Source organism: Arthrobacter sp. H35-D1, assembly GCF_030063185.1.
Taxonomy (GTDB): domain Bacteria; phylum Actinomycetota; class Actinomycetes; order Actinomycetales; family Micrococcaceae; genus Specibacter.
Window position 1 is genome coordinate 12,716 of record NZ_JASISP010000018.1, and the last position, 24,210, is coordinate 36,925.

Annotated in this window: 20 protein-coding genes; 17 read left to right on the top strand and 3 right to left on the bottom strand. The window is 58.2% G+C overall.

Annotated features, from left to right (window positions below; translation table 11 throughout):
* Positions 1–27 precede the first annotated feature (27 nt).
* Both QMG25_RS15135 and QMG25_RS15140 read left to right on the top strand, forming a co-directional pair.
* Positions 28–426, top strand: a complete 399-nt coding sequence (locus QMG25_RS15135; RefSeq protein ID WP_283461673.1) for a hypothetical protein — start codon at positions 28–30, stop codon at positions 424–426.
* Between the two features lie 46 nt (positions 427–472).
* Positions 473–973 carry a hypothetical protein gene (locus tag QMG25_RS15140; protein WP_283461675.1) on the top strand — a complete coding sequence of 167 codons (501 nt, stop codon included), beginning with the start codon at positions 473–475 and terminating at the stop codon, positions 971–973.
* Here QMG25_RS15140 and QMG25_RS15145 read toward each other — a convergent pair.
* Positions 921–1,643: an ArsR/SmtB family transcription factor gene (locus QMG25_RS15145; RefSeq protein ID WP_283461677.1), complete on the bottom strand. Its 723-nt coding sequence runs from the start codon at positions 1,641–1,643 to the stop codon at positions 921–923. The two genes, QMG25_RS15140 and QMG25_RS15145, sit on opposite strands and share 53 nt — an antisense overlap.
* A 36-nt stretch (positions 1,644–1,679) precedes the next feature.
* Here QMG25_RS15145 and QMG25_RS15150 point away from each other — a divergent pair, with 36 nt between their 5' ends.
* The 5 genes from QMG25_RS15150 (at position 1,680) to QMG25_RS15170 (ending at position 8,524) form a co-directional block, all read left to right on the top strand.
* Positions 1,680–2,423, top strand: coding sequence for a hypothetical protein (locus QMG25_RS15150; protein ID WP_349307146.1), 744 nt, complete (start codon positions 1,680–1,682; stop codon positions 2,421–2,423).
* Positions 2,424–2,450: 27 nt separating this feature from the next.
* Entirely contained in the window at positions 2,451–3,176 is a 726-nt protein-coding gene (locus QMG25_RS15155; RefSeq protein ID WP_283461681.1) for a hypothetical protein, read from the top strand.
* Between the two features lie 221 nt (positions 3,177–3,397).
* Complete coding sequence (locus QMG25_RS15160) at positions 3,398–4,273, top strand: C40 family peptidase (protein WP_283461683.1); 876 nt, start codon at positions 3,398–3,400, stop codon at positions 4,271–4,273.
* A 273-nt stretch (positions 4,274–4,546) separates the two neighbouring features.
* Entirely contained in the window at positions 4,547–5,719 is a 1,173-nt protein-coding gene (locus tag QMG25_RS15165; RefSeq protein WP_283461685.1) for a hypothetical protein, read from the top strand.
* The gene (locus QMG25_RS15170; protein WP_283461687.1) at positions 5,720–8,524 is read left to right on the top strand and encodes a DUF4365 domain-containing protein; all 2,805 of its coding nucleotides are present in this window, start codon (positions 5,720–5,722) and stop codon (positions 8,522–8,524) included. It abuts the gene before it with no gap.
* A gap of 16 nt (positions 8,525–8,540) precedes the next feature.
* Here the strand turns inward: QMG25_RS15170 and QMG25_RS15175 are convergent, their stop codons facing one another.
* A complete protein-coding gene (locus QMG25_RS15175; protein ID WP_283461689.1) occupies positions 8,541–9,332 on the bottom strand; it encodes a DUF8453 domain-containing protein in 792 nt (263 codons plus the stop codon).
* 547 nt (positions 9,333–9,879) lie between these two features.
* On the opposite strand from QMG25_RS15175, the gene QMG25_RS15180 reads away from it, so the two are divergent.
* The 10 genes from QMG25_RS15180 (at position 9,880) to QMG25_RS15225 (ending at position 23,576) form a co-directional block, all read left to right on the top strand.
* On the top strand, positions 9,880–10,170 hold the full coding sequence (locus QMG25_RS15180; RefSeq protein ID WP_283461691.1) for a hypothetical protein: 291 nt from the start codon (positions 9,880–9,882) through the stop codon (positions 10,168–10,170).
* Between the two features lie 264 nt (positions 10,171–10,434).
* Positions 10,435–11,742, top strand: coding sequence for a type IV secretion system protein (locus tag QMG25_RS20610; RefSeq protein ID WP_502866422.1), 1,308 nt, complete (start codon positions 10,435–10,437; stop codon positions 11,740–11,742).
* Entirely contained in the window at positions 11,735–13,201 is a 1,467-nt protein-coding gene (locus QMG25_RS15190; RefSeq protein WP_283461696.1) for an SCO6880 family protein, read from the top strand. The genes QMG25_RS20610 and QMG25_RS15190 overlap by 8 nt, the downstream gene beginning before the upstream one ends.
* Positions 13,198–14,658, top strand: coding sequence for a putative type IV secretion/conjugal transfer ATPase (locus QMG25_RS15195; RefSeq protein ID WP_283461698.1), 1,461 nt, complete (start codon positions 13,198–13,200; stop codon positions 14,656–14,658). Before QMG25_RS15190 ends, QMG25_RS15195 begins: the two co-directional genes overlap by 4 nt.
* Positions 14,658–16,478 carry a type IV secretory system conjugative DNA transfer family protein gene (locus QMG25_RS15200; RefSeq protein ID WP_283461701.1) on the top strand — a complete coding sequence of 607 codons (1,821 nt, stop codon included), beginning with the start codon at positions 14,658–14,660 and terminating at the stop codon, positions 16,476–16,478. The genes QMG25_RS15195 and QMG25_RS15200 overlap by 1 nt, the downstream gene beginning before the upstream one ends.
* Before the next feature lie 2 nt (positions 16,479–16,480).
* Positions 16,481–17,032, top strand: a complete 552-nt coding sequence (locus tag QMG25_RS15205) for a hypothetical protein (protein ID WP_283461703.1) — start codon at positions 16,481–16,483, stop codon at positions 17,030–17,032.
* 15 nt (positions 17,033–17,047) lie between these two features.
* A complete protein-coding gene (locus QMG25_RS15210; RefSeq protein WP_283461704.1) occupies positions 17,048–18,205 on the top strand; it encodes an ArdC-like ssDNA-binding domain-containing protein in 1,158 nt (385 codons plus the stop codon).
* Positions 18,206–18,713: 508 nt separating this feature from the next.
* A complete protein-coding gene (locus tag QMG25_RS15215) occupies positions 18,714–19,364 on the top strand; it encodes an N-6 DNA methylase (RefSeq protein ID WP_283461706.1) in 651 nt (216 codons plus the stop codon).
* A complete protein-coding gene (locus tag QMG25_RS15220) occupies positions 19,361–21,022 on the top strand; it encodes an Eco57I restriction-modification methylase domain-containing protein (protein WP_283461709.1) in 1,662 nt (553 codons plus the stop codon). Before QMG25_RS15215 ends, QMG25_RS15220 begins: the two co-directional genes overlap by 4 nt.
* A 34-nt stretch (positions 21,023–21,056) precedes the next feature.
* On the top strand, positions 21,057–23,576 hold the full coding sequence (locus QMG25_RS15225) for a DEAD/DEAH box helicase family protein (RefSeq protein ID WP_283461711.1): 2,520 nt from the start codon (positions 21,057–21,059) through the stop codon (positions 23,574–23,576).
* A gap of 104 nt (positions 23,577–23,680) precedes the next feature.
* On the opposite strand, the gene QMG25_RS15230 is transcribed toward QMG25_RS15225, so the two are convergent.
* Complete coding sequence (locus QMG25_RS15230; RefSeq protein WP_283461713.1) at positions 23,681–24,202, bottom strand: hypothetical protein; 522 nt, start codon at positions 24,200–24,202, stop codon at positions 23,681–23,683.
* Between the last annotated feature and the right edge of the window lie 8 nt (positions 24,203–24,210).

Consider the following 24,210-nt stretch of genomic DNA (forward strand, 5'->3'; position numbering starts at 1 on the left):
GTCATGGTGTAAATACCGCTGATCACCATGACTGTGGATAAGCCGAACAGGTTCGATGCCGTACCCGCCAGCTTCAGACAGAACGGGAATCCCATGACGAGACATCCTCAAATTGAGACTTTCGTGCAGGCTGCGGAGAGCATGCACGAGAACAGGTACTGGGCAAGGGACACCTGGGAGCAAGTGGAGTTTCTTGAAGCTCTCCGCGATGTCATAACCGAGCTTTGTTTCCACCTTGACCGCAACCATGTCCTAGATCCAAGGGGGCTGGCGGCATTTGCGGCTGCGGGCGAAGGCCAATACGGTTCACCGTGGATGGGGCATAGCGCGGAATCGGTGTTGTTGCCCGAGTTGGACAGAGCGATCCAACGATCCCTTGCAGCGGTGGTGACCAAGGACAATACTGGAGAGGACCCGGCGGTATAGCCAAGCAATGTTGGCCAACCGGCCCGGCCAACGTGAGGAGTCCGTTGTGAGTGATGGACGCGGTAAGGCACCAGACCAGCCATCGCCTCAGACGGTCATGGGGAAGCGTATCAACTTGCTCTTGGACGCTGCTGCAGAGAAGCGTGGTTCACCTGTGCTCTTCCCCGAGATCAAGGTCGAGCTGGCTGCGCGTGGTGTGAGTATGTCGCGGGCGCGGTGGTTTTATATGAAGGACGCCTCTGGACCTCTGGTAAAGAACAAAAAAGTCTTGACGGCCATCTGTGGCATGTTCGACGTCAACCCCGCGTATCTGCTGGACTTGGACTCCAATGAACTCCCTGAAAGTATTCAGGCAAGGCTCGAATTTGTTCGAGCACTCCGGGTGGCCCGGATCCAGGCCTTCGCCGCACGCACCTTGGATGACGTTACGCCGGAGACGTTGAATGCGATCGCAGATTTTCTTAACCAGGATATCCAAGCGACTGACGACGGCGCTACTGCTTCGGAGTCGTCAAGTACTGAAGGTGGGCTTCCAAAAGCACCCTGATGCGATCGGGATTGACTGAGTACCGTGGTGCGCGTCCGTGTCGACGTCCAGGCTCAACGTCTGCCTCGACAATTCCGGCATCCTCGAGAAGTACAAGATGCTTGGCCACGCTGGCATCGCTGGCATCCACATTGGCCACAATTTCCCCGCGGGGCTCCGGTCCATGCTCCAGTAGATAGCGAATGATCTCATTGCGTGTTCGGTTGCCAAACGTGGTCATGGCAATCTCAGCTTCTGGTGACCAATCTTTGACTGGCGGATGCGTGCTTCGCGTCATGGCTTCATTCTGCCCCATAGTTGTCAACAGGGTAAGAGTGACCCCTTGACAATATATTCCTGATACTTGGACACTAGTATTATTACCTTTTGAAGAGGGTTGTCCGCGATCGTTGACCACGCCCAGCCCACTGGGTCCGGCACCTGCCGGAACGATCTTGCCGCCACCAGTGGTGTCCCCAGGGTCTTCCACGTAACGCCCAACGGCGTCGCGCTTGATATTGAAGCTAACTGCAAAGCGGTGATCATCATGGGTCTCAGGACCAGCGAACCAGTTGAAGTATTTGGCACCATCACGGCGGATCCCTCCCTCATCCGTCCTCCTGAATATGACATTCCTGTCGACCAGCTGATGAGGGCCGTCGAGGGCGTACGGCCCTACGTGAAGATTCACTTGGGCAGGTTCGGTCTCGGCGGTGACGTTGACGACGTGCTGCAGGACATCCGACTTGCAGCGTGGCAGGGAACGGTGCGTGGCACCTACCGGGCCATTCCGGGGGTGAAGTTTGATGCTTGGGTCCAAGGGATTGCGTGTAACCTGTGTGCACTCCATGTGCGCCGGAGCATCGCGAGGTCGGCGCTGCCGCTGGACGAGCAGTTCGAGTCCGGTAGCAACAGCCTGACAGACCTCCACCTGACGCGGCCCGATGAGCAAGCCACTAACCGCATCTGGGCGGAGGAAGTTCTGCAATTCGTCAAAACCCATGTCTCTGAGCACACTTGGGAACTCGCACTGGCAAGCCTGCCGAATATGAAAGCAGAGTCTCAGTCTGATGTGGCCTTTGGTGCATCTTCCCGCACCTGCTGGAACGCAATCTTTGTGGTGCGACAGATGGCACTGACTGCGAGCCACGCGCTGGAAGTGGAGCCACAAAAAATTGTGGATCTTGCAACGCTGCGAACGTACGTTGTTGCGACCCTGCCGAATCCGTTACTACGGCTCATCGCGGACGACCTCGTTTTGCCGGCATTGCTGGGTAAGGCGCGTGCTGCCGCTGTTGCCGGCGTGGCCGAAAAGGCTGGCGTCAGCGTGCGTTACGTTAAGGTTCAAATCGGTCTGGTACGGGACCTCGTTACGGCCGCCGAGGAAATCCTTCGTTCCGGCACCGGAATTGAAGGTTCCGTCATCGAAGCGCGCATAACTCCTGCTTCCCACACTGTCGCCCGAGTCTGAGTGTCTACATAGCGCTGAGGTGGAATCATGAACACGGGATGGCTGATATTCAGGGTCAAGCCAAGCCGACGCCGAGCCTGGCTGCTGTTGCTGATCACGGTCCTGGCTATCGCCGGGATTGCAATTGTGTTGTCGCTCCGAACACCAGCGGCGACGCCTGAAGTGAGCGACCAGACTCCGTCCAGTGCGCCCTCGCCGTCGATATCAGCGGCTGCACCGACTGTCGCGAAACCACCAGCTACAAGCTCGCCACCAAATTCGCAGATTGCTCCAGCTGATGAACCTGTCACGCTGGACTATCGCGAGTTGGCCACGGCAGCGGCCAGGACCATTTACACGTGGGATACGCGCAAGGCGACATATTCGGAGACCTACGGCAGGATCCGCACCTGGTGGCACGTGCTCCCAGACGGTTCAAACCCCTTGGCCGTCTATGCCGATCAGTTCGAGGCCACTGGCACCAACGCCGCAGCATATGCATCGCTCAGTGGCGCACATGGATACCGCTCAGCCAAGGCTGAAAATTCCACGTGCGACGCGCAATTGGCCCAGTTTGTCCAGTATCCCGCGCCGTGGGAAGGCCTTCACGTCTGTACTGTGACTTTGGCTGTAACGGAACACGCGACTTCGGGAACGAACAGCTACACGGCACCCATTAGCGTTGTCGTGAACTGTCCTCCCGCCACTACTGCACCGTCAGATCGCTGCGAAATGGTGGCGTTCTACGCGTCGCCGGACAGAATCGTCTACTGATGCCGGCCCCGGCGCTCCTCCTGGGACTGCTCAAGAAACGGGCAGCGCTGAGACTGATTAGCGCGGCAGCCAGCGCGTTGGTGCTGGTCTGTGTCATGGGATTCTGCGGGTCAATAGCTTTGGTGGCCTTCGCATCACAGGGTTCGACGACGGCGTGCACAGTCGCTGATGTCGGCCCGGGTACGGCGGTATCCGTCACTGTACCGGGCCTATCGCCTGCCATGCTGAGCGAGTCCCAATCGACGGTGGCGAAGGCTTACATTGCCGTTGGCCGGGCACAGGGAGTACCGGATGACGGCATCGTTATTGCCCTGATGATGGGTCTCCAAGAATCCGGGCTGCAAATGTTAGCTAATCCATCTGTGCCTGAGTCCTTGACGCTTCCTCATGACGGCGTTGGCAGCGACCATGATTCCATTGGTAGTGCTCAGCAGCGCCCTTCATCCGGGTGGGGGAGTGCCGAGCAGCTCATGCAAGCGGCCTACAACGCGGAAGCCTTCTATGGTGGGCTCCAAGGCCCTAACCATGGATCGCCTCGAGGGCTTTTGGACGTCCAAGGGTGGCGGCAGATGAACAAGGGTGCCGCAGCCCAAGCAGTTCAAGGATCTGAGTTTCCGGAACGATACGCCAAGTGGCAGCCCGAAGCCGAGGCGATTCTGAAAGGCCTAGGGGCATCGACGGCCCCTGCGGAATGCAGCCCTGGCGAATCTGGCGTCTCTCAACCCGCGTTGCCGTCCGACCTCAGCCAGCTTCGAAGGGAAATTCTCGCTTACGCACAGGAAGGCGTTGGTGGGGCGTACGTCTGGGGTGGGACGGCCTACAAAGCATGGGACTGCTCCGGGTATGTGCAATGGGTCTATGGGAAAGTTAGCATCCAGCTGCCACGCACGGAACAGTGGACGGCTGGGACGTCAACGGCTGATCCGCTGCCGGGTGACCTAGTTGTACAAAATCCCGATGGGCCGAACCATTGGGGACACATCGGCATCTACGCTGGCAACGGCATGATGTACAGCGCGCTTAATCCTGTTGTCGGGACGCTGCTGCACCCTGTCGCCTGGAATTCGGGGACGAAGTACTTCCGTGTAACGCCATAAGGGCTACATGAACGCCTATGTTAGAGCACAGTGATTGAAACTTACGGGTCCACGTATCCGATTTTGATTTTCCATGACGTGGGTATCGTTGTTGAGGATTTTCCGTGGTCGAGACCACAGCCCGGCTGGTACTAAGCCTTGATTTTTTTTGGGGGGGGGCGTTGGCGAATTGTGTGCTGGCACCCGGCACTGCAGGACCGTAGCTAGAGCGAGACCAAGGTCCTCCGGCGCGGCGGCTGAATTCGTCCGGCGTCGTAGAAATATGCTGGTCAGATGTACCCACCTCCTGCTGGTCGCGAGCTCACAACCGAGCAACGTCGAGAACTTGACGACACGTTCTTGTCGTCCGATCCCTTCGGATACTTCACTGCGCGCATCGGAATGCTTTTGCAATGGGAAGAAATCAACAGCATAAATAATGCGTCTGACACCGAGTCATCCGATGCTGGCGCACACAAACCTCATGCAGGAAAGTCTCGTGCACAGTTCTCGAGTTTTCTTGGCCAGCCGGTTGACTTTCTCCCTAGAGTTACGGAGAGGACCGTCACTACGCAAATAGCTACAGACGCCTACTCCTTGCGGCACCACGCGGCGGAATCCCTGACTCGATTGACAGCAGCGCTTCTGACGCATTCGGAAGATGCGGAGCTATGCGTATGGGAAGCCCTGTCGATGGGGCCTAATCAGCTTGATCTAATTGTGGGCCAGATTGGCGAGGCCTTCTCGGCCAAAGAATCTCCCATGACTTTCGGGCGGCTAGTCCTGATTGAGCACGACTTGCAAAAAGGCATGACCGAGGTGCTCGCGTCAGCGTGCAACGTGTTCGCTGACTGGCTGCAGTTCGCTGTTGACCTACTCATGGGCCATGAACTGCAACTGAATGCTGCTCATAACAAGGTCAAGCACGGCCCGGCCGTTCGCGCTCGCGACGACCTGAAGATCTCTTTCTCGACAAGCCCGCCTAACACCGATGGATCTATCTCGCTTAGTGCTCTGACCGGGCCAGATGTCGTCAACATCTTTGACCGTCCTGTCATGGAGGTCCTTGCCCAAGGCCCTAAAGTTCAAGGCCATAAACAAGGTCTAGAGCTGACGCAGTTGAGAGTTGACATTCCTGCAATTCTCGCCGAGGCCTACATGATCGCATGGACCCACGGGGCAATTTTCCACGTCGCCGCGGCGCAGCACTTTACAGGTCGGTGTGATTTTCCCGAGCACCTCAACGTGCCTGCCCACCCCGGTTATCCGACCGGGGGTCCTCATCCTGAACACATCGCTGCGAAAGCTCCGATAGGAATGAGATTTCCGCTTACCACGCCTCCTGGGGGAGGAGCTGCACTGCGCCCCGCTGGAATCGCATTTCGAGACATGTTCATTCCCTTGAGTTTTACAGGCACTGCGATGGGCAATATCAGGGTCGTTGAGGACGAGGAAACGGAAGTATAGATGCGGGCGCCAAAGAACGAATCCACGGGAACTTCGGGCGAATCCGAAGTTTTAGCGCAGTTCGAGCGCCTGGGCTGGGCTGGCTCAATCGACGGCCGGCACGACACCGGTACGGACTTGTATCTCCGCCCACGCGATGCCCGCAGGTACGAGCTCGGGGCCGTTATGGGCGCTCAGGTCAAGACGGGGGTCTCATACTTCAATTCACCACAAAAGGATGCTGAAGGCATAGTCACCGGATGGTGGTTTGCGGAAGACAGCCATGTGCACTTTGACTATTGGCTACGTCATGCGCTACCACATTTGGTAATTCTTCGAGACCAGGCTAGCAACGTCTCGTATTGGGTACACATCACCAATGAACGTGTCGTCTCAACTGGCAAAGGGGCGAAGATTCTCGTTCCCGCATCGCAATTGATCGATGCGGATCAAATCGTTGCACTGTCAGATATCGCGCTGACTCAACTCCCGAGTCCAAACTGGCATGGCACGGCATGGGCCGGAGTCGTCAATCTTTCACCATCGGACGAGATTCGACATGCGCTCATCACACCCAGACTAGTCGCACCCCACCCGAACTTGTTGCCTGAATCGATCACGGGTCTCGAAGCCCTTGCCATGCAGGTGCTTCTCCGCGATGAGCTTGAACGGACACTTGAGCCGTCAGAGATCGCCCTTTTCGCAGATAGTGCCAAGTGGAAGGGGTTGCCACTAGAGGATGCCCGGAAAGCGGAGGACTGGTGCTGGCGTGCCACTGCAGCGCTCCATCTTTGGCTGTATCAAGGACAGGCCACTGAGTTGCTGCAACTCGTCGAAGGTTCCTCAAACGGGGCCGAACGTGCCGCTGCCACAGTAGTTTCCTGCGCGTACCATTTTGACGTGAACGATCCAGATTCCGCCCTCCAAGCGCTACTCCGCGCGCTTGGTTATGACGACTACTCCCCAGTCGATCATGCATGGCTAGAGACACAGCACGCACGGGCGCTGCTGGAGATCGGACAGCACGAGAATGCGTTCGACCTAGCGATGAAGACCCAGCGTATCCATCGTGAAGTCCCCTCAGATGTCACGAGTGGAGCCATCGCAGGTTCATGCGCGCTGACAGCGTTCAGGGCTTCAGGATGGATGAAGGGTGACATCGCGAACTTCGTGCAACGCAGCGACAACCCTGCGTCGTGGTGGAGAGCACAAGTGTTGTCAAACGGTTTATCTGCCCACCTGTCCGAGGAGTTCCGTACATGGACCGAGAATGGGTCGAGGCGGACCGGGGTCTCTGATCGCGCACACCGGCGACTGGTGTCGGCGGCTCTACTTGCGTCATATGCCGGTGATCAGGATGGATGGCGCAGTGCGACAGGCTCACTTGCGGAGCACTTTCTTCTCGCCACCGATTCCACAAGCCCTACTAAGCAGGTTGCCAACGGATTGACGCGGCTCCGGCAGTCGGGTGACAGCAAAGGCACCAGCCGGGCAACTCGACATATCGTGAGTAGCGGCCCAACGATAGCTGCCAGAATGGCGGCTCTCGAAGTGAGCTTGGAACGATCGACCAGAACGACGGCCCTATCAGATCTAGAATTGCTGACGGCCGCTGGCGACGTACTCGAACAGGCGCACGCCGACGATATTTGTGTCTGGGCATTGGCAACACTGCAAGACCCTCAGAACTACATTGAGCGTTCTCGGCCCACATTTATCGTGCTATTCAAGATAATTGATCTACTCAAATCGATGGTTTGGTCATTGAGCGAAAAATCGCTCCAAAGCGTCATAGACTACTTCTTCGACCAACCTCCAATCACCGAGGACAGTACCGCGCAGACTCTTGCGAGCTTGATCCGGGCGATACCAGAAACGGCGTGGCAAGACAGCGATCGTCAACGCGCTGCAATCCGGAGCAAGGTCGAGCCACCATACCTGCGCGAGGCGTACTTGGCTGTCTCTGCCCCCACTATTGTGGAGAGTCGTGAGGAGATTCACGACCGGGCTCTAGCCGGAGAATTGATAATCTTCGAGGCCATTGCTGATGTTCAGACGCTCCCGGGTGACGCAGTCGAGGCTCTGATTGCGCGTCTGTGTGGCGCCGTCGGGACCCTCATTGACCATGCTTCCAAAGGCCTCTCATATGGCAGTGGAGGGCTTGACCCCGGCCAGGCCTTGACACTACTTGGCGCATTGCACCCTTCTAGCTCGCGATGGGATCTCATCGAGGCCCTACTAACGTCGCCTCACATTCGACCCCGTCAACAGACAGGGACTCTAGAGGTACTGGCCAAGCACGGGCTCAAACTTCCCGATATGGTCAAAGCACAACTTGTTGAACACGTATCAGACCTTAGAGACCGGGAGCCACAACTCGACATCTTTGAGGAAGAAGATAACCGGAGCCTCGCGGCCGAAGCCTTCGCTTCTCTGACCGGTGAGGCATCGCGGGGACAGTTAGTAAAGGAGCTTCTTACCCGGGACGACGCGCACCGAGCTGCTGCCGCACGCATTATTGAACGATTCGGAGATGAAGCAGATTCCGGAATTCTCCTAGCATTAGCCGGTGACGCCAGTGAAACCACACGCAACTCAGCTCTCGGAGGGTTGACTAAACTTGTCGTTGCCGAAGGAGCATCGCACGGAGTTGTGTCGATCCTTGCCCAGATTCTTGAGTCGGGTGGTAGGCGTAGCGCCGCGGCAGTGGTCTCAAGGCTAGCTGGAGGTTCAGAGTCGAAAGACGTCTTGGAACTGTTGGCAGTCGCCCTGCGACACCCATCAGCTCAGATTCGGAGCGTTGCGCATAAGATGGCTGAAAGCTGAAAGTACATCGCCGCCACTATTGCGGAGAGGAAAGCGGTGGCAAAGGTGCTGGACCGGCGCCTTCCTCGAGCGCATTCTGCTGTGCTTGAGGTGCGAGCTGCTGCTTGGTGACGGAATCGCTCAGTTCGTTGAACCCGTCCGTCGCAGGTTCTTGCACCTCCAGCCGGTTGGCGACGCGCTTAATTGTCGTTTCGATGCCGCCCACCGCCTTGGTGAGATCCTTGATCGCGCCACGTACATGGTGCAGAGATCCGTCGGGCGCATCCCGTGCCTGACGCCACTCAGAGATGTCTATCTCAAACTCGAGTACCGGCAAGGGGCCATGAGCGCCTTCGCCTTCGACACGTACCGTCCGAACTTGGGGATCCTCGCTCGATAGGAGATCGTAGCCTGCGCCGAGCGTCCATCGAATTGCCCGATTGGGGGCAAGCGATCGAAGACCTTTGGCGAGTATGCGTTGAACACTCTCGACCTTGTCGGACTGCTGTTGGCCGGCGGGAAGCGGCGGATCAAATGTCACCTTCACGTTACGCGCCACGGTCGGCCCGCTGTTGCCAACCACAATGTGCATGACTGTTCCTTGCTGCGTGTCTGGCTGGATATCTGCCCACACGTAGGGCTGCGATGCCTCACGCCCGAGCTCACGTTGTAGTTGAGTCTGCTCACGGGCGGCAGCGACCTGCTCGCGTTGGATCTCAGTCTGGTCGTGGGCCGCCTTGGCCTGCTTCGCTGCGGCACGTGCTGCCCATGCGGTGAACGGCAGCGAAAAGGCAGAGATGACCAGAGCAACAATTGAGATGGCGAGCATAACGCCATCTTCTCACCAACTACTGACATGCAGAACAATAGATCCTGCTCAAAGCGACACGATGGACCCAGCGATGCAGGCTGTATCGCACCATCGCTCCTTGCCTAAATGCACCGCGCCGGTGTCGCTTCCCACAAATGAGTGGCGCATCGACAATGAGACGACCCAGGGCATGGTCGGACGTAGTTTAGGAACACGCAAACCGGCCATTGAAGCAGCGAATCTGCGTGAACTGCTGTCGCTATGAAGTGCAATATGGCTCGCCGCTCATCGAGACTTCGTTCGACGTTACCAGTCACGGCGTGACCAAGTCTCCCCAGGTTGGCAAGAATATGTCGAGTGGCGCGGCCCAATCTTCGTGCTGAATCAAAATGGAAATGGCGGGGACCTCATCTCCTCCAGCTTACCGAGACTGTCCGTCAGCGGTGGTAGCACCCAAGTCGTTGGTATCCGATGGTCAGCGGTCATGTAGTTTTCGCTCCCCAGCGCCATGAAGCAAGTGAACAAAACGTCCACGCATGTGGGCAACCATCGATTGGAGTTCACAATGTTGTATCTGGCAGCGGTGGATCCGGGGATCACCCCAAACACCAACTTTCCGTTTCTCGAGTCCCTCAAGCAAATCGGAGGCGGCATCCTCGTCGGCGCGTTCATCGTGATCACCATCGTGGCGATCATCGGGGCCGCAATGCTTTTGGCCGGCAAGCTCAGCCAATCCTCGCGGCTGGCATCTGGTGGTGGCATGATCCTGCTCTGGACAGGACCTGTGGCCGCCATCCTTGGTGGCATCAATGGCTACATCCTGTGGTCCCAGAACGCGTTTAACCTCGGCTTCTAGGTGTGAACAATGCTACCGATGGTGAAATGCGACTTGGGTGGCTGGTGGCCGCCGGGCTGCGGGATTGTTTCGCAGGCCAACGATAACCTTGCCTCGTCCGTGACCTCCTACATTGCTGGCATTCTCGAAAGCATGGCGTCATGGATGTGGTCGTTCATCTCCGGTTCCTTCGGTGTCTCAGACATTGATGCATCGGAATGGGGCATCGTCAGTGGCCTGACGAACTGGTGGGTTGTCGTCATGATGACGCCGCTCGTCGTGGCCATGATTGTCCAGCTCATCGCGGGCCTGATTAGTCAGCAGCCACGGCGAATCGGTCGGGCGCTGCTTGGTGGCGCGCTGGCCGTGCCGCTGGTCTACTTGGCCACGAACCTCATGGCCAAGCTTTCCAATTTCACTGATTCCGCGTCGACTGCGCTGTTGGCCACGCTCGGTAAAGATCCTTACGTCGTCTTCATGCGGTTGTTTGGGTTCCAAAAGGCCGCGGCTGGTTCGGGGCGGGAATGGGACATAGTTTCGCTCAGCTCTGGAACAACAGGAGGCCCGTCCGGGGCAGTCGTCGTTACAGCCATCGCAATCCTTGTTGTGTGGATACTGGCGTTCATCCTCATGTGCTCGATGATCTTCCGTTCTTTCGCACTGATAGTCCTGGCGGCCGTGGCGCCGGTGGCTCTCATGCTCTTGCCTTGGGAGAGAACCAAATCTTGGAGCAGAATCTGGTGCGAAACGGTCATAGCGTTGCTGATCGCCAAACCGCTGGCGGCGACCGTCCTGGCAGTTGCAGTCAAACTGTTTGCAAATTCGACGTCGTTTAGCGGTCTTGCCTCTGGCGCCGTTGGAATGGTCTTGGCATGCGCGGCACCTTTGATGGCACTGAAGCTTGTCAGCTTTGCTGGTGGCGAGATTGCCGGGGCGGCCCAAATGGCTGGTGGTGGCCATGTTGCCAGCCGTGCCGGGAGCTTCACGGGCAGGCAGCTTGGTCGTCAGTTTGGCGGCAAACTACACATGCCGAGCGTAGGTAGTAAAGGGCCGACGCCGGTGACGTCCAGTCACTCTGCATCACCTTTGCGCCCCACCGCCATGCACGCCGGTGCGAGCAAGGCCTGGATCGGAAACCCGTCGCAGACTGCGGGGCCAACGGCGTCGAGCCCGAAAGGACATGGTTCGACACCCGCCGGATCACCTGAGCATGATTCGGGTACGTCCACTGCTTGGCCGATGCCACCAGGCCCATCGGCCAAGCAAGGACAAACTGCCCGACCTCCGAGTGACCACAAACCGGCCGCTGCGTCTGATGGAACCGCCTCGGCGCCCCCGACAGCTCCCACCGGGCCAACGACGTCTCGATACCCCGGCAGGAGCCCGGGGCCCTCAAATAGCACAGCAGTGCCACAAGGTGCGGGTCCTTCGCGACCGGCGGCGGCTCAGGTCGACCGTCCGAACCCGGCGCCACATGTCAGACCGACGATTCCACCGCCTCATCCGGCACCGACCGCTCAGAACTATCCCGTGGAGCCGTCCAAGTGTATACCGAACAAGCCTCCCACTAATGGAGATGGACATCATGACTGAGGACACCCGCGTATTACAGCCCGTTCGGTTCCCGCGGCACGAACGGCACGGATTGTTTATGGGGCTGCAGTGGTACCAGCTTTCTTTGGTTGCCTTGGGAATGTTGATCGCCGCCCTCTCATCCGCGACGGGCGGTCCACTTGCCTTCATTCTGACAGTGCCGGTGTGGATGGGGTTGATGTTGTTTGGAGTCCTGCAATACGCCCGCATCCCTTACCCGGTGTGGGCGTACACGGTGTCGATCTTCTTTCTCCGCTCAGTATTGGACGAGACCCACTATCTGGCACGTCCAGAGCAGCCTCGAAAAGTCGGCACTATGGCACTGCCGGGTGGATTAGGAAGTCTGGAACTTTGTAAGACAGCAACTGGCGAAGGGTTCATTCTAGACCGCAACGGACACGAGGCCATGGTGTCGCTTCGCTGCACCACCACGTCCTTCGCCCTCATGGACAACGACGACAAAGCCTTCGCTGTCCAGTCCTGGTCACGGGTGCAGGCGGCTATGGCTCGGCGGTCGGCCATCGCCAGGATTGCGATTCAGGATTACACAGTGCCCTACCCTTCAAGCGCGCTACGGGCGTACTACGAGCGTGCTGTGCCGCCAGAGCGCATCGCCGACGCGCAGTGGGGTGATGCTTCGTATCTGGACTTGATTGAGGCTGCCGGATCCGCCATGAGTCACGAGATCATCATGACGATCGTTCTTGATACGGCCAAGGCGCACCGCAGGATCAAGGACGCAGGAGGCGCCATGGGCGGATTGGAGCATGTTCTGCGCTCGGAAGTTGAGGCTTTCAGTACCGGGCTGAAAACACATGGCGTGACGGTGACCGAGTGGTTGTCAGACACTGCTGTGACTGCCGTAGTCCGGGGCTCGTTTGACCCCGAAACGGTCGCAAAGGGGGCGACCGTGACAGGAGCGGGGAAAAGCAACATGGCGGTGTCGCCTGGGCCCATGGCTACCGAAGAACACTGGACTTACCTACGGACGGATTCAGGTTTCCATCAAACCTTCTGGGTAGCCGAATGGCCCCGCCAACAGGTCTACCCGGGGTTCTTACAACCGCTGATCTATGTGGGGGAGTTCCGGCACGTCATATCCCAAGTCATCCGGGCAGTGCCTACAGATCAGGCGCTTCGGGACATTCGTTCGGCACAGGAAGCGCACGAAACCCGGCGCCGCATCAATGCCCGCCTGGACCGTCCCCTCACACGTGAGCAGCGGGCGGAGGAAGAAGAAGTTGCCCAGCGCGAAGATGAAATTGTTGCCGGTCATGGGGATGTGCGCCCGGCAGCCTATGTAACTATCACAGCCGAATCGCTCGATGAACTCTCCCGCTGCCGGCAAGAACTTGAATCCGCCGCTGCTGGATCGTTTGTCGAGTTGCGGCTCATGGCAGGGCAGCAATGGCCAGCCTTCATCGCCGGAGCACTGCCTTTGGGAAGGGGACTGAAATGAACAAGCACGTAGCCGCCGTCAGCATCGCTCCCGCAGATGAGAACCGCTTTGCGCGGAAAGAACGACGGCGGAGCGAACGTTTGCTGAACTCCTCGCCGACGCTGTCATTGCGTGAGCTGCGGGCACAGCGGACTGAGGACACTGGCGGGGGCATCTCGGCCGGCGATTGGGGCAAACGAGACGGTGCCACACTGTGGGGTCCACACCGAGTTCACCCGGCGCCGCACCGTGCCTCGACTCTGACCATGGCGGCAGCCTACCCGTTTCTCACCGAGTCGGGCCTTGGCCCGGAGGGAACCTACATCGGCACGGACCTCTTCGGATCTGGCGCGTTCTGCTATGACCCCTGGGTCATGTACGACAAGGGCTTCATCAGTGGCCCGTCAATTGTCGTCATCGGGACTGTCGGCACAGGCAAATCCATGTGCGGCAAATCGCTGGTCACACGTTCCATCACCCTGGGACGCAAAGCTGCAGTGGCCTCAGACCCGAAAGGAGAATGGGTTCCCGTTGCCAACGCCATCCCGGGCGGAAAGGTGATCTCCGTGGGGCCGGGCCGCGCAACAAGAGTCAACCCGCTGGACGCTGGCCCCCGATCCAGCGCGTTGTCCGATGCGCAATGGCTGGCAGTGGTGCGACAGCGCCGCCGACATCTGCTTGTTGCACTGGTCTCGCTCATGCGTCCAGGTGTCCCGCTGAGTCCTGTCGAGCATACGGCTTTGGACATGGCTCTGACCGATGCGGTGGCTGCCAACAGCACGCCAACCCTGCCCATGGTGCTGAAGTACTTACTCAACCCAACCCCAGCGACAGCCGCGCTGGTCGGACCGGAAGGAGGGCTCGGCGTCGGACATTCACTCCGGAGAACGGTATCAGGTGACCTAGAGGGCATGTTTGATGCCCCTTCCACCGTGGCATTCGACGCCGATGCCCCCATCATGGTCATGGATACCTCGGCCCTGATCGGCGCCTCGGAACAAGCCTTGTCCCTAGCGGCTGCCTGTGGTGCGACGTGGCTGGAAGCTGCAGTGACGAACCCTGACGGGGCAAAACGCATCGTGGTTTATGACGAAGGCTGGCGGATGCTTGCGGACCCGTACATGCTCGCAAAAATGAGTGAGCAATGGCGCCTGGCCCGCAGCTATGGCATTTCAAATCTGCTCATCATGCACAAGATCGCCGACCTCAATGAGATTGGCGACAGCACCAGCGGTCTGCGGCAAAAGGCGCTTGGCCTGCTCACCGAAGCAGACACCAGGGTTATTTACCGGCAAAAGCATGACGCTATGCAGCTGACGAAGGAAGCACTGGGTCTGACCGAAGCGGAATGCGAACACGTGGAGAAGCTGCCCAAGGGCGTAGGCCTGTGGAAGGTCGGCAACCGCTCGTTCATTGTGGCGAACCAGGTCACCACCGACGAGCTGGCTGTGTTCGGCACCGATGAGAGGATGCTCTGATGCTCCGGCGGCTGGATGATGGCAATCCGATGGTCACCTTCGGACTGGTTGCCACGTCAATTTACGTGGTCCTCAGCCTCTTGATCGAAGCTGCTGCCCACATTGCCTACTCAACGCAATGCGAAGGGACTGCACCCTGGAATCTCAGCCCCGCCGTTCTGCCCGGCCTGTTCAGCGGACGGATCCAATGGATCCTGCCCGCAGAAGGCACCTGCCGCATCGGCACCGGACAGGTCTGGCTCATCGTCGCACCCATCCTCGTTCTCATAGCTGTTGCTTCACTCGCGGGCATCCTCGGCTGGCATGTCTGGCGCCAATCCGGAGCCTGGCTCCGGCAAGACATCCTCAGCCGCGACGGCGTGGCACGACGGGCAGAAATCGCCCGCGAATTCGGCGCCAAGGCCGCACTGAAGAGAGGCCGGTACACCCGCCCCAGCGCCAAAGACCCCAAAGTTGAAGAAGTCTCCTGGACCATCGGTAAATCGCGCGGCGTCACAGTCCACGTCTCCACCGAAGAATCCCTCGTCATCCAAGGCGCACCCCGCTCCGGCAAGGGCCTCTACGTCATCATCAACGCCATCCTCGACGCACCCGGCGCCGTCGTCACCACCTCAACCCGGGCAGACAACCTCGTCGTGACCATGAAAGCCCGCGCCACCAACGGCCGCCCCGTCACGGTCTTCGACCCACAAGGAATGTCCGGCTTGCCCACAACCCTGCGCTGGTCACCAGTGAGAGGCTGCGAAGACCCCGACGTCGCCACCCGCCGAGCACTTGTCATCTCTGCAGACGCCGCACTCAAAGGAGAGAACGCCGCCTGGCAAAAGCGCTCGCAGATAGTGCTGCAATGTTTGTTGCATGCCGCTGCGCTTTCGGGTGAGGGAGTTTCGTCGTTTCGCCGCTGGGCGTCAAACCCCGTGCTGGCCAGGGAGGCCCTCAACATCCTCGGCCGGCCTGAGGCTGCTCTGGGCTGGCAAGCCGATTTGATGGGCATCGTCGACGACGATCCCCGCAATACCTCCAACTCCTGGATCGGCGTAACCGCGGCTGCTGCGCCGCTGTCGTCTCCCAAGGTCCTCGCTGCTCTGAACCCGAGAGAGAGCAGCGAGCAATTCGACCCCAAAGCCTTCATCGAACAACGCGGCACGCTCTACCTGATCGGGACCAAGAGCGGTGCGGCCGCTGCCGGTCCCTTCTTGTCCGCGCTGATCGATGACATTGATTATGCCGCCCGGGAGATGGCTTTCGTCTGCGCGGGTGGTCGGCTTGACCCGCCGTTGTCGCTCATCCTCGACGAAATCGCCAATCTCTCCCCATGGCCGGGGCTGCCGGTGGTGCTGTCGGACGGTGGCGGCATTGGCATCTCCACCATTGTGGTGTTGCAGTCCCTGTCTCAGGCGCGCTCCGGCTGGTCGATGGACGAGGCCGCCACCATTTGGGATGCCGCCATCATCAAGGTCATCTTCGGCGGCGGCTCGGACGAACGCGACCTCCGCGCACTCGCTGGTCTCATTGGCGAACGGACGCTGACGTTCAACACCCGATCATGGTCATCGCAGGGCCGCCAGGACGGCGAGCAAATCCGTGAGTCGCCGGTAATCCCGTTGCATGAAATCCGCCGGCTCCCGGCAGGTACGGCCATCATGCTCGGGCGTCGTAGCCGCCCCATCCTGCTGGACCTGCGTGAATGGCACAAACGCAAAGACGCAGCACAGTTGGGCCGTTCCAAGGAGCAAACCGAGCTAGAACTGCTCACCGGCCACCTCAAACGACAGCACGAACAACAAACGCCATTCCCCGCAGGAGAACAGGAGTCATAGCCATGGACGAGGACGAATCCTTTGAATACGACGTCGAGAACGGTGCCGAAGACAATTTCGCGGCGCTGCTTTTCGGCTCAACGCGCGGCCTGCGCTCCGAGCGCGTACCCATGACGTACCGGTGGCGGGATATGGACCCCCGCACCGCCGAGACCGTGTGGAACCACCTCGGTAGTTGGGTCCGCTGGCTCGTGGAAACCTACCACCTACCCACCTCCGTGATTCCCGACTGCTGGTGGCGGCACTCGGACATTGTGGCCGAGTTGTACGCGCTGCAGAGAGCGGAGCAGGCCTCCTACACCGAGGACGACGGCGGGTTCGGCCCCTTGGGCTTTCACGAGCGCCTGGAACACAGCGTCGTCCGGTTGCGAGACCTAACCAGGACGGCTGGCTGCGTCAGCTTGCAGCAGCACCGCGAACCGGTCGTCCGCCGATTGCCTGACGACGGCCCCGCCATGACGGGGTTGCCGCATACAAGCTTGAATGCGGCAAATCAGCCAGATTCGGAAACACCCGGCAGCGCGGATTCAGGCACCACCGATTCCGGACAGTAACGGAGGGATGAAGCCATGGAAGCCATATCCGAACCAACACCACGATGGCTGAAAGCAGTTCAAGCAAATGAGGGAGCGCCGCCAGCCACCCACCCCAGTCCTGAACAGCGAGTTAACGAGCTCACCGAAGGGCTCTACTCGTTGCTGGCAGAGGCTGTTGACCAGCCGCAGCAATGGCACCGGCTCCTCGACGCTTCGGCGACCATGTGGCGGTACTCGGGAGGAAATGTCGCACTTTTGACGATGCAAATGGCCCAACGAGGTCCAATGAAGCCGACCCTCGTTGCCGGGTACAAGGAGTGGGAACGGCACAGCCGCTATGTTCTCAAGGGTGAACACGCCTTGTATGTGATTGCGCCAAGAACCGCCCGAATCACGCCTGCTGATGAACAAGGTGAGGTTTCCGGGGCACGAGAACCTGAACTTGCGGCGTCGGGGGACGGCGAACACCGATCCAGGATTGTCGGATGGCGCGGGCAGCCAGTGTTCGATGTGTCGCAGACCGAGGGGGAGCCTTTGCTTGTTCCTATTGCCGGTCGGCCAGATGTGCCACTCCAAGCCGATTCATGCACGCAGCTGTGGGAGTCACTCACAGCAGTGGCGCGAAACGCGCTCTACAACATCGTCGTCTCAGAGACGCAGGCAGGGTTGGCGGACGGATACACCGACCACTCGCGCCGCCTCATCAGCGTAGGGTCCTGGCTGGATGCGGAAGACCGCGTTGCAACGCTCGCGCACGAACTCGCCCACGCCTCCCTCCACGTCCCTGGCGACGCCATTGGCGCCCTGTATGGCAGCAGCTCCGAACACCGCGGCCTCGCCGAGATCGAAGCCGAGTCCGTCGCCTACGTTGTCCTGCGGGCTCATGGCATCGACCGAGATGAACAGTCCGCTGCCTACTTGGCAGGCTGGGCCGACGCCGTGATAGAAGCTGAAGCCTGCTCGATTCTTCGTTGCTCTCGAGACAGGAAGCCCATGTCCCGGGTCGACATTGCAAAGTCCGTGCTGGGTCGAGTGACATCCGTGGCCAAGACGATTTTAGAAACGACAAACCCTCCAGGGTTTGGTGGGAGACTGGCGTGCCTTGCTTTGGAACCCGAAATTGGAGGACAAGAACACCTACTCGGCATTCGGTCTGCCGCGCGACCTAGGGCGTCAACTGTCTTTGAATGATCGCAGTATCGTGATCGGCATGTAGGTGTCTGGTCGAAAGTGAAGTGGGCGGCAAGTCATGTGGCATCACGAAGAATTGCACCGATTAGATTTGTGGACGAGTCGTTGTCGCATGTCGGGCATTCAGAAACTAACATACGTATCTTCTCACCGTTGTGGACTAAATCCAGGCATGGCCACTGAGGTAACATCGGGAATGGTGTCTAGTGCTCGATTGCTGGATCTGGCTGCAATGACGCGTCCTTGGCAATTGGCTGCCAGCTGTCATGTTTGCAACCCGCTCGCGGGCGCCTACAAGGCTTCGTGTAGCCGGTACGCGAATAGAGCTACGCGCGTGCACTCGGGCGTGGCGCCTGTCATGTTTTCCTCAAACGAGGTCGACGGTTGGATAGGAGGGCTATGAGTGGCGTGGAAACTACGGGATCCTACCAACGCATGGCTGAGGAAATGAATGTCAGAGCGCCATCGTATCCTGATCAATCAAAGCAAGTAACCTGAAGGAGCGGCGATGAGTCTGAATGAGGTAGAGCGCCTAGTCAAGTCCAAACAGCGCGTCGCCGACCACGGTGAGGTGTTCACACCCGCCTGGATGGTGGAGAATATGCTCGATCTGGTCAAGCAAGAATCCGAGCGTATAGACTCCCGCGTGCTCGAACCTGCCTGCGGTTCCGGGAATTTCCTCGTGCCGATATTGGCGCGCAAACTTGCCACGGTTCAGTTTCGCCATGGCAAGAGCGACTTCGAGAAGCGCCACTACGCCCTATTCGCACTTATGTGCACGTACGGCATCGAACTCTTGGCCGACAACGCCTTGGAATGCCGTGACAATCTCGCCTCCCTCTTCAACGCCTTTCTTGGAATCAAAGACGATGACGAGTGGGCGCTGGCAGCCCACACCGTGCTTGAAGCAAATATCGTTGAGGGAGACGCGCTGGAAATGACGTTCTCAAACGGCCAGCCGATCGCTTTCCCTGAGTGGGGATACCTCGGGAAAGGTAAGTTTCAGCGCAGGGACTTCCGCTACGACAACTTGACTCAGCGCGCCTCCTACGAGGGCACGCTCTTCGGTCAACTTGACGAGGAGGACCTGTTTGTTCCGTCTAGGACGTACCCGACCATGACTGTTCACCAGATTGCAGAGAACGTGGGCCAAATATGAGCGTCGCACCATTTACCTTACGGAGTCACAACCCGGACGTGCTGACCTGCATCGCCAACCTTTCCAACGACGAAGTTTTTACGCCTCCCGACATGGCGGAATCCATGCTCGATATGCTTGCCAGGGCGTGGGCGGAAGCGAACGATGGTGCAGATATCTGGTCCAATCCGGACGTCACTTTTCTAGACCCGTTCACCAAGTCTGGCGTCTTCTTACGCGAAATCGTCCGTCGCCTTGCCGATGGGCTCGCCGTCATAATCCCAGACCTCCACAAGCGTATCGACCATATCCTCACACGGCAGGTCTACGGTATTGGAACCACCCAGCTCACTGCGCTCATGGCACGCCGCAGCGTCTATTGCTCGAAGTACGCCAACGGGCCACATTCCATCGCGAATTCTTTCACCACGGAAGATGGCAATATCTGGTTTGAGCGCACCGAACATGAATGGAGTGGGGGAAAACGAGAGTTCCGCGTTGACCCGCTCACAGGAGACGAGCTAATCGTCTTCACCCACCGGCGCTGTGCTTATTGTGGAGCGAGTGAAGACGACTATGGCCGTGGCGACGAGCTCGAAACTCATGCATATGCGTTCATACACACAGACGACATCAAAGCTCGCATAGCCGAGCTGTTCGGAGACAAAATGCAATTCGATGTCATCATCGGCAACCCGCCCTACCAGCTCAGCGACGGTGGTCATGGCTCATCAGCGGCGCCGATTTATCAGCTCTTCGTCGAGAAAGCGCTTAGTCTTGATCCGCGCTTCGCAGTCTTCATCACGCCTTCCCGCTGGTTCTCAGGTGGAAAAGGCCTCGACGAATACCGCAAAAAAATGCTTTCCGATCACCGTATGCGCGACATCGTGGATTACCCAAAGCTCTTTGAAGTCTTCCCCAGTGTAAAGATTAGGGGTGGCGTTTCATACTTTTTGTGGGACCGCATCCATGATGGCCCCTGTACCGTCCAGACCATCTGGGGTGGTCAACCGCTCGGTGGTTCCGCAGCCCGATACCTCGACGCTTACGACGTTCTGATCCGGAGAAATGAGGCAATCCCCATTCTTGAAAAGGTCCGAGCTAAGGGAGAACCGACCCTCGAATCCCGGGTCTCAAGCCGTAAGCCATTCGGACTCGCAACCAACTTCAAAGGAAAACTGACGTCGTCGGGTATGACCGATCCGGTAAAGCTCTTCGCGAACCAGAGGATCGACTGGATTGAACGAGCTGATCTTCCCACCAATCGGGAATGGGCCGACGTCTGGAAAGTTCTTATGACGCGAGTTCAGGGCACGAGCGCTGCCGTTGAGACGAAGTTCCTTTCCAAACCGATCATCGGCGGGCCAGGTACCGCGTGCACAGAGACCTATCTCGTTGCTGGCAAGTTTGACACTGAGGAAGAAGCCGACAGGTTTGCCCTGTATCTTCGCACCCGATTCGTGCGTTTCCTTGTGTCTCTGCGCAAGTCAACTCAGGATGCTGCACGGGGGGTTTACACGTTTGTGCCTGACGTTCCACTGGACCGAGATTGGACCGATGCGGCGCTGTATGAACGGTATGAGTTGACTGCTGAGGATGTCACATTCATTGAGTCTCAGGTCGCGGAGCACGACGCCACACTTTTCGACGAGATCCGGGATGAAGCCGACGATGAGTAGAGATATCGGGGAGCTCCTCCCGAAGAAACCAGACGTGCGCCTGCGTATTTATGCATGGACCCCCAACGATCCGCCGGCCAACTATGCGGGGCTGATCAAGGTGGGCCAGACGACAAAGGTCGACGTAAACGAGCGTATTCGTGAATCTCAGGGCCAAATGCAGCAAACCTACACGCTCCACGTAGATGAAGCTGCAGATTGGGAGGATGGTTCCGTTTTTCGCGACTCTGATGTACGTCAGCGTCTCATTGACAAAGGTTTTGAGAACCCAGTCTTCGGGTCGGCCCGTGAGTGGATGCGCTGCACCCCGGCTGATGTCCTCACTGCGATCACTGAACTACGCACCGGTCAGAAGCTGAGCGGCACCCACCATGAGACCTTTGAAATGCGTCCCGAGCAAACTCGCGCGGTCGAGAAAGTCCACGACTACTACGAGTCGATCTGGGCCGAAGACCCCACTGCCGTTCCCCGATTCTTGTGGAACGCGAAGATGCGGTTCGGCAAGACCTTTGCCTCCTATCAACTCGCTAAACGTCTCGGCGCCAAGCGTGTGCTTGTCGTTACGTTCAAGCCAGCCGTTGAGGACGCGTGGCAAACGGATCTGGAGTCTCACGCAGACTTCGACGGGTGGCAGTATTTGTCATCAGCTACAGGCGGCGACCCTGAGACTACCGACCGATCCCGCCCGTTGGTTTACTTTGGATCGTTTCAAGACTTACTGGGCCGAGATAGGAAGACTGGCCTCATCAAGGCCAAGAACGAGTGGGTTCACGCCACGAACTGGGACCTTGTGATCTTCGACGAGTACCACTTCGGCGCTTGGCGCGAATCTGCCAAAGAGCTGTTCGAGGGTGAGGATGAAAAGGTCGCGAAGAAGGAGCTCGCCGCCGAATACCACGAGGTTCTTGGAGACTTTGACGAGGAACTCGATGAACTTGGTAATGATGAGGATGACTTCCTGCCGATCACGACGCGTGCCTACCTGTATTTGTCAGGTACACCATTCAAGGCGCTGGCGACTGGTGAGTTCATAGAGGAGCAAATCTTCAACTGGAGTTACACCGACGAACAACGAGCCAAGGCGGAGTACACCGCGGCCCATCCAGATAAGTGGAACCCGTACGGGGCTCTGCCGGAGATGCGTATGTTCACATACCAGATGCCCGATGAACTAATCGCTGTAGCCAGTCAGGGCGAGTTCGATGAATTCGACCTTAACGCGTTCTTTGAGGCCACCGGTCATGGCAAAGACGCTGAGTTTACGCATAAGACCGATGTGCAGAAATGGCTAGACATCATTCGCGGGGCGTACATGCCCACGCAGGTCGACTCGATGCGGATGGGCACCCGCCCGCCATTCCCATACTCGGATGCCAGGCTTTTGCCCTACATGCAGCACTCGTTCTGGTTCCTGCCAAACGTTGCCGCCTGCGAGGCAATGGCGAATTTGCTTGCGCAGCGCCTAAATGTCTTTTGGCACGATTACCAGGTCCTTACTGTCGCTGGCCCTCATGCTGGCATTGGGCTCGACGCTTTGCCGCCAGTGCGCGAGGCAATCCGAGACGGGCATGACACCAAGACGATCACATTGTCATGCGGAAAGCTCACCACTGGTGTGACTGTCAAACAATGGTCATCTATACTCATGCTCCGAAACCTTAAATCACCCGAGACCTATTTTCAGGCAGCGTTCCGGGTGCAGTCTTCGTGGTCGATAATGAATCCCAATGGGAACGACATTAAAGAAGAAACTGTACTCAAGCCGGTGTGTTTCGTGTTTGATTTCGCTCCGACCCGGGCTTTGAGCCAGATTTCGGATTATGGGGTTGGGCTGTCGCCGGAGACAGCTGACCCGGAGCTTGCGGTAGAAGAGTTGGTGAAGTTCCTGCCAGTTCTCGCCTATGACGGCTCGAACATGACCCAAGTTGACGCTGGAGGCATCCTAGACATTGCGATGGCCGGGACTTCGGCGACGCTGTTGGCACGCAAGTGGGAGTCCGCGATCCTCGTCAATGTCGACAACGATACTCTGCGCCGCATTATTGGCAACCAGGCTGCGATGGACGCGGTGATGAACATTGAGGGCTTCCGCGCACTTGGCAACTCCATCTTCGAGACGGTCATTAACAAGAGCGACGCTATTAAGAAAACGAAGAAGGAGAAAAGCGAGGGGTTCACTTCTGCTGAGAAGAAGGAACTGACTGCTGAGGAGAAGGACTACAAATCCAAACGCAAGCAGATTCAAGACAAGTTGATTAAGTTCGCCACACGTATCCCGGCATTCATGTACCTCACAGATTTCCGCGAGAACACCCTACAAGACGTCATTACCAAGCTCGAACCTGCCTTGTTTAAATCTGTTACTGGGCTGACAGTTGATGACTTCCATTTGCTCGTAAATCTTGGAGTGTTCAACGCTCCTCACATGAACCAGGCTGTTTTCGCGTTTCGCCGCTATGAGGATGCTTCCCTGTCGTATAGTGGCGTCGAATCCCATAGTGGTCTGCGCCATTATGGCCTCTACGACACTGTCATTGCGGTGGATGAGCACTGAATTCATGAACGAGCCTGTGGACTTTGTGGCGAAGTTAGGTCCAAGGGGTCGCCATCCAAGCAAGGTATCCGTTTTGAGAAGTTCATTGCATAAAGGGCTATTTCTTAACCGAGTCTTGGTGCAATAGCTAAACAGGCGTGGGACCGAAGATAGTAGGTTGGCGGCCATGGCGCGCCGACCTGGATTTGTGTCGGATCTGGACGGATAAGCAGGACGGAATCTGGCCAGATGGCAAACGTTCCGTTCTCGATCCAGACTGGTTGAACGTAGCCGAACTTGTTCCAGCGTATGGTTGCCCAGGAGCCAGTCGGTTGGATTTCTTCGAAACTGATGACTGTGATCTCAGCGGTGGCTTCGTGTTCGCCTTTGATCCGGGTTAGGTATTCCCACTGCCGGTTGGCAAATTGCTGCCACTGTCGCCGCCCCTGAAATCGTCGGGCCCAGCGCCAAGCAACCCAGCCTGCCGCCAAGAGCGCTATTCCGAACGCGATCCAAACACTCTGGAATCCTGGCCACGCGATGGCAATCGCGACGGCCAAGTACAGCAGAGCCACTCCGACGATGACGGTCGTCGCGACTAGGAGGCCGCCGCTGAGCTGTGGCTTGATCATCGGGTTGCTCTCCATAGCTACCT

What these genes read in the sequence shown, in the direction of transcription:
- QMG25_RS15210 (WP_283461704.1), top strand. Translation starts at nt 17,048, where the DNA reads ATGGAAGCCATATCCGAACCAACACCACGATGGCTGAAAGCAGTTCAA.
- QMG25_RS15180 (WP_283461691.1), top strand. Translation starts at nt 9,880, where the DNA reads ATGTTGTATCTGGCAGCGGTGGATCCGGGGATCACCCCAAACACCAAC.
- QMG25_RS15220 (WP_283461709.1), top strand. Translation starts at nt 19,361, where the DNA reads ATGAGCGTCGCACCATTTACCTTACGGAGTCACAACCCGGACGTGCTG.
- QMG25_RS15230 (WP_283461713.1), bottom strand. Translation starts at nt 24,202, where the DNA reads ATGGAGAGCAACCCGATGATCAAGCCACAGCTCAGCGGCGGCCTCCTA.
- QMG25_RS15200 (WP_283461701.1), top strand. Translation starts at nt 14,658, where the DNA reads ATGCTCCGGCGGCTGGATGATGGCAATCCGATGGTCACCTTCGGACTG.
- QMG25_RS15195 (WP_283461698.1), top strand. Translation starts at nt 13,198, where the DNA reads ATGAACAAGCACGTAGCCGCCGTCAGCATCGCTCCCGCAGATGAGAAC.
- QMG25_RS15205 (WP_283461703.1), top strand. Translation starts at nt 16,481, where the DNA reads ATGGACGAGGACGAATCCTTTGAATACGACGTCGAGAACGGTGCCGAA.
- QMG25_RS15135 (WP_283461673.1), top strand. Translation starts at nt 28, where the DNA reads ATGACTGTGGATAAGCCGAACAGGTTCGATGCCGTACCCGCCAGCTTC.
- QMG25_RS15165 (WP_283461685.1), top strand. Translation starts at nt 4,547, where the DNA reads ATGTACCCACCTCCTGCTGGTCGCGAGCTCACAACCGAGCAACGTCGA.
- QMG25_RS15190 (WP_283461696.1), top strand. Translation starts at nt 11,735, where the DNA reads ATGACTGAGGACACCCGCGTATTACAGCCCGTTCGGTTCCCGCGGCAC.
- QMG25_RS20610 (WP_502866422.1), top strand. Translation starts at nt 10,435, where the DNA reads ATGATTGTCCAGCTCATCGCGGGCCTGATTAGTCAGCAGCCACGGCGA.
- QMG25_RS15215 (WP_283461706.1), top strand. Translation starts at nt 18,714, where the DNA reads ATGAGTCTGAATGAGGTAGAGCGCCTAGTCAAGTCCAAACAGCGCGTC.
- QMG25_RS15170 (WP_283461687.1), top strand. Translation starts at nt 5,720, where the DNA reads ATGCGGGCGCCAAAGAACGAATCCACGGGAACTTCGGGCGAATCCGAA.
- QMG25_RS15175 (WP_283461689.1), bottom strand. Translation starts at nt 9,332, where the DNA reads ATGCTCGCCATCTCAATTGTTGCTCTGGTCATCTCTGCCTTTTCGCTG.
- QMG25_RS15155 (WP_283461681.1), top strand. Translation starts at nt 2,451, where the DNA reads ATGAACACGGGATGGCTGATATTCAGGGTCAAGCCAAGCCGACGCCGA.
- QMG25_RS15160 (WP_283461683.1), top strand. Translation starts at nt 3,398, where the DNA reads ATGCTGAGCGAGTCCCAATCGACGGTGGCGAAGGCTTACATTGCCGTT.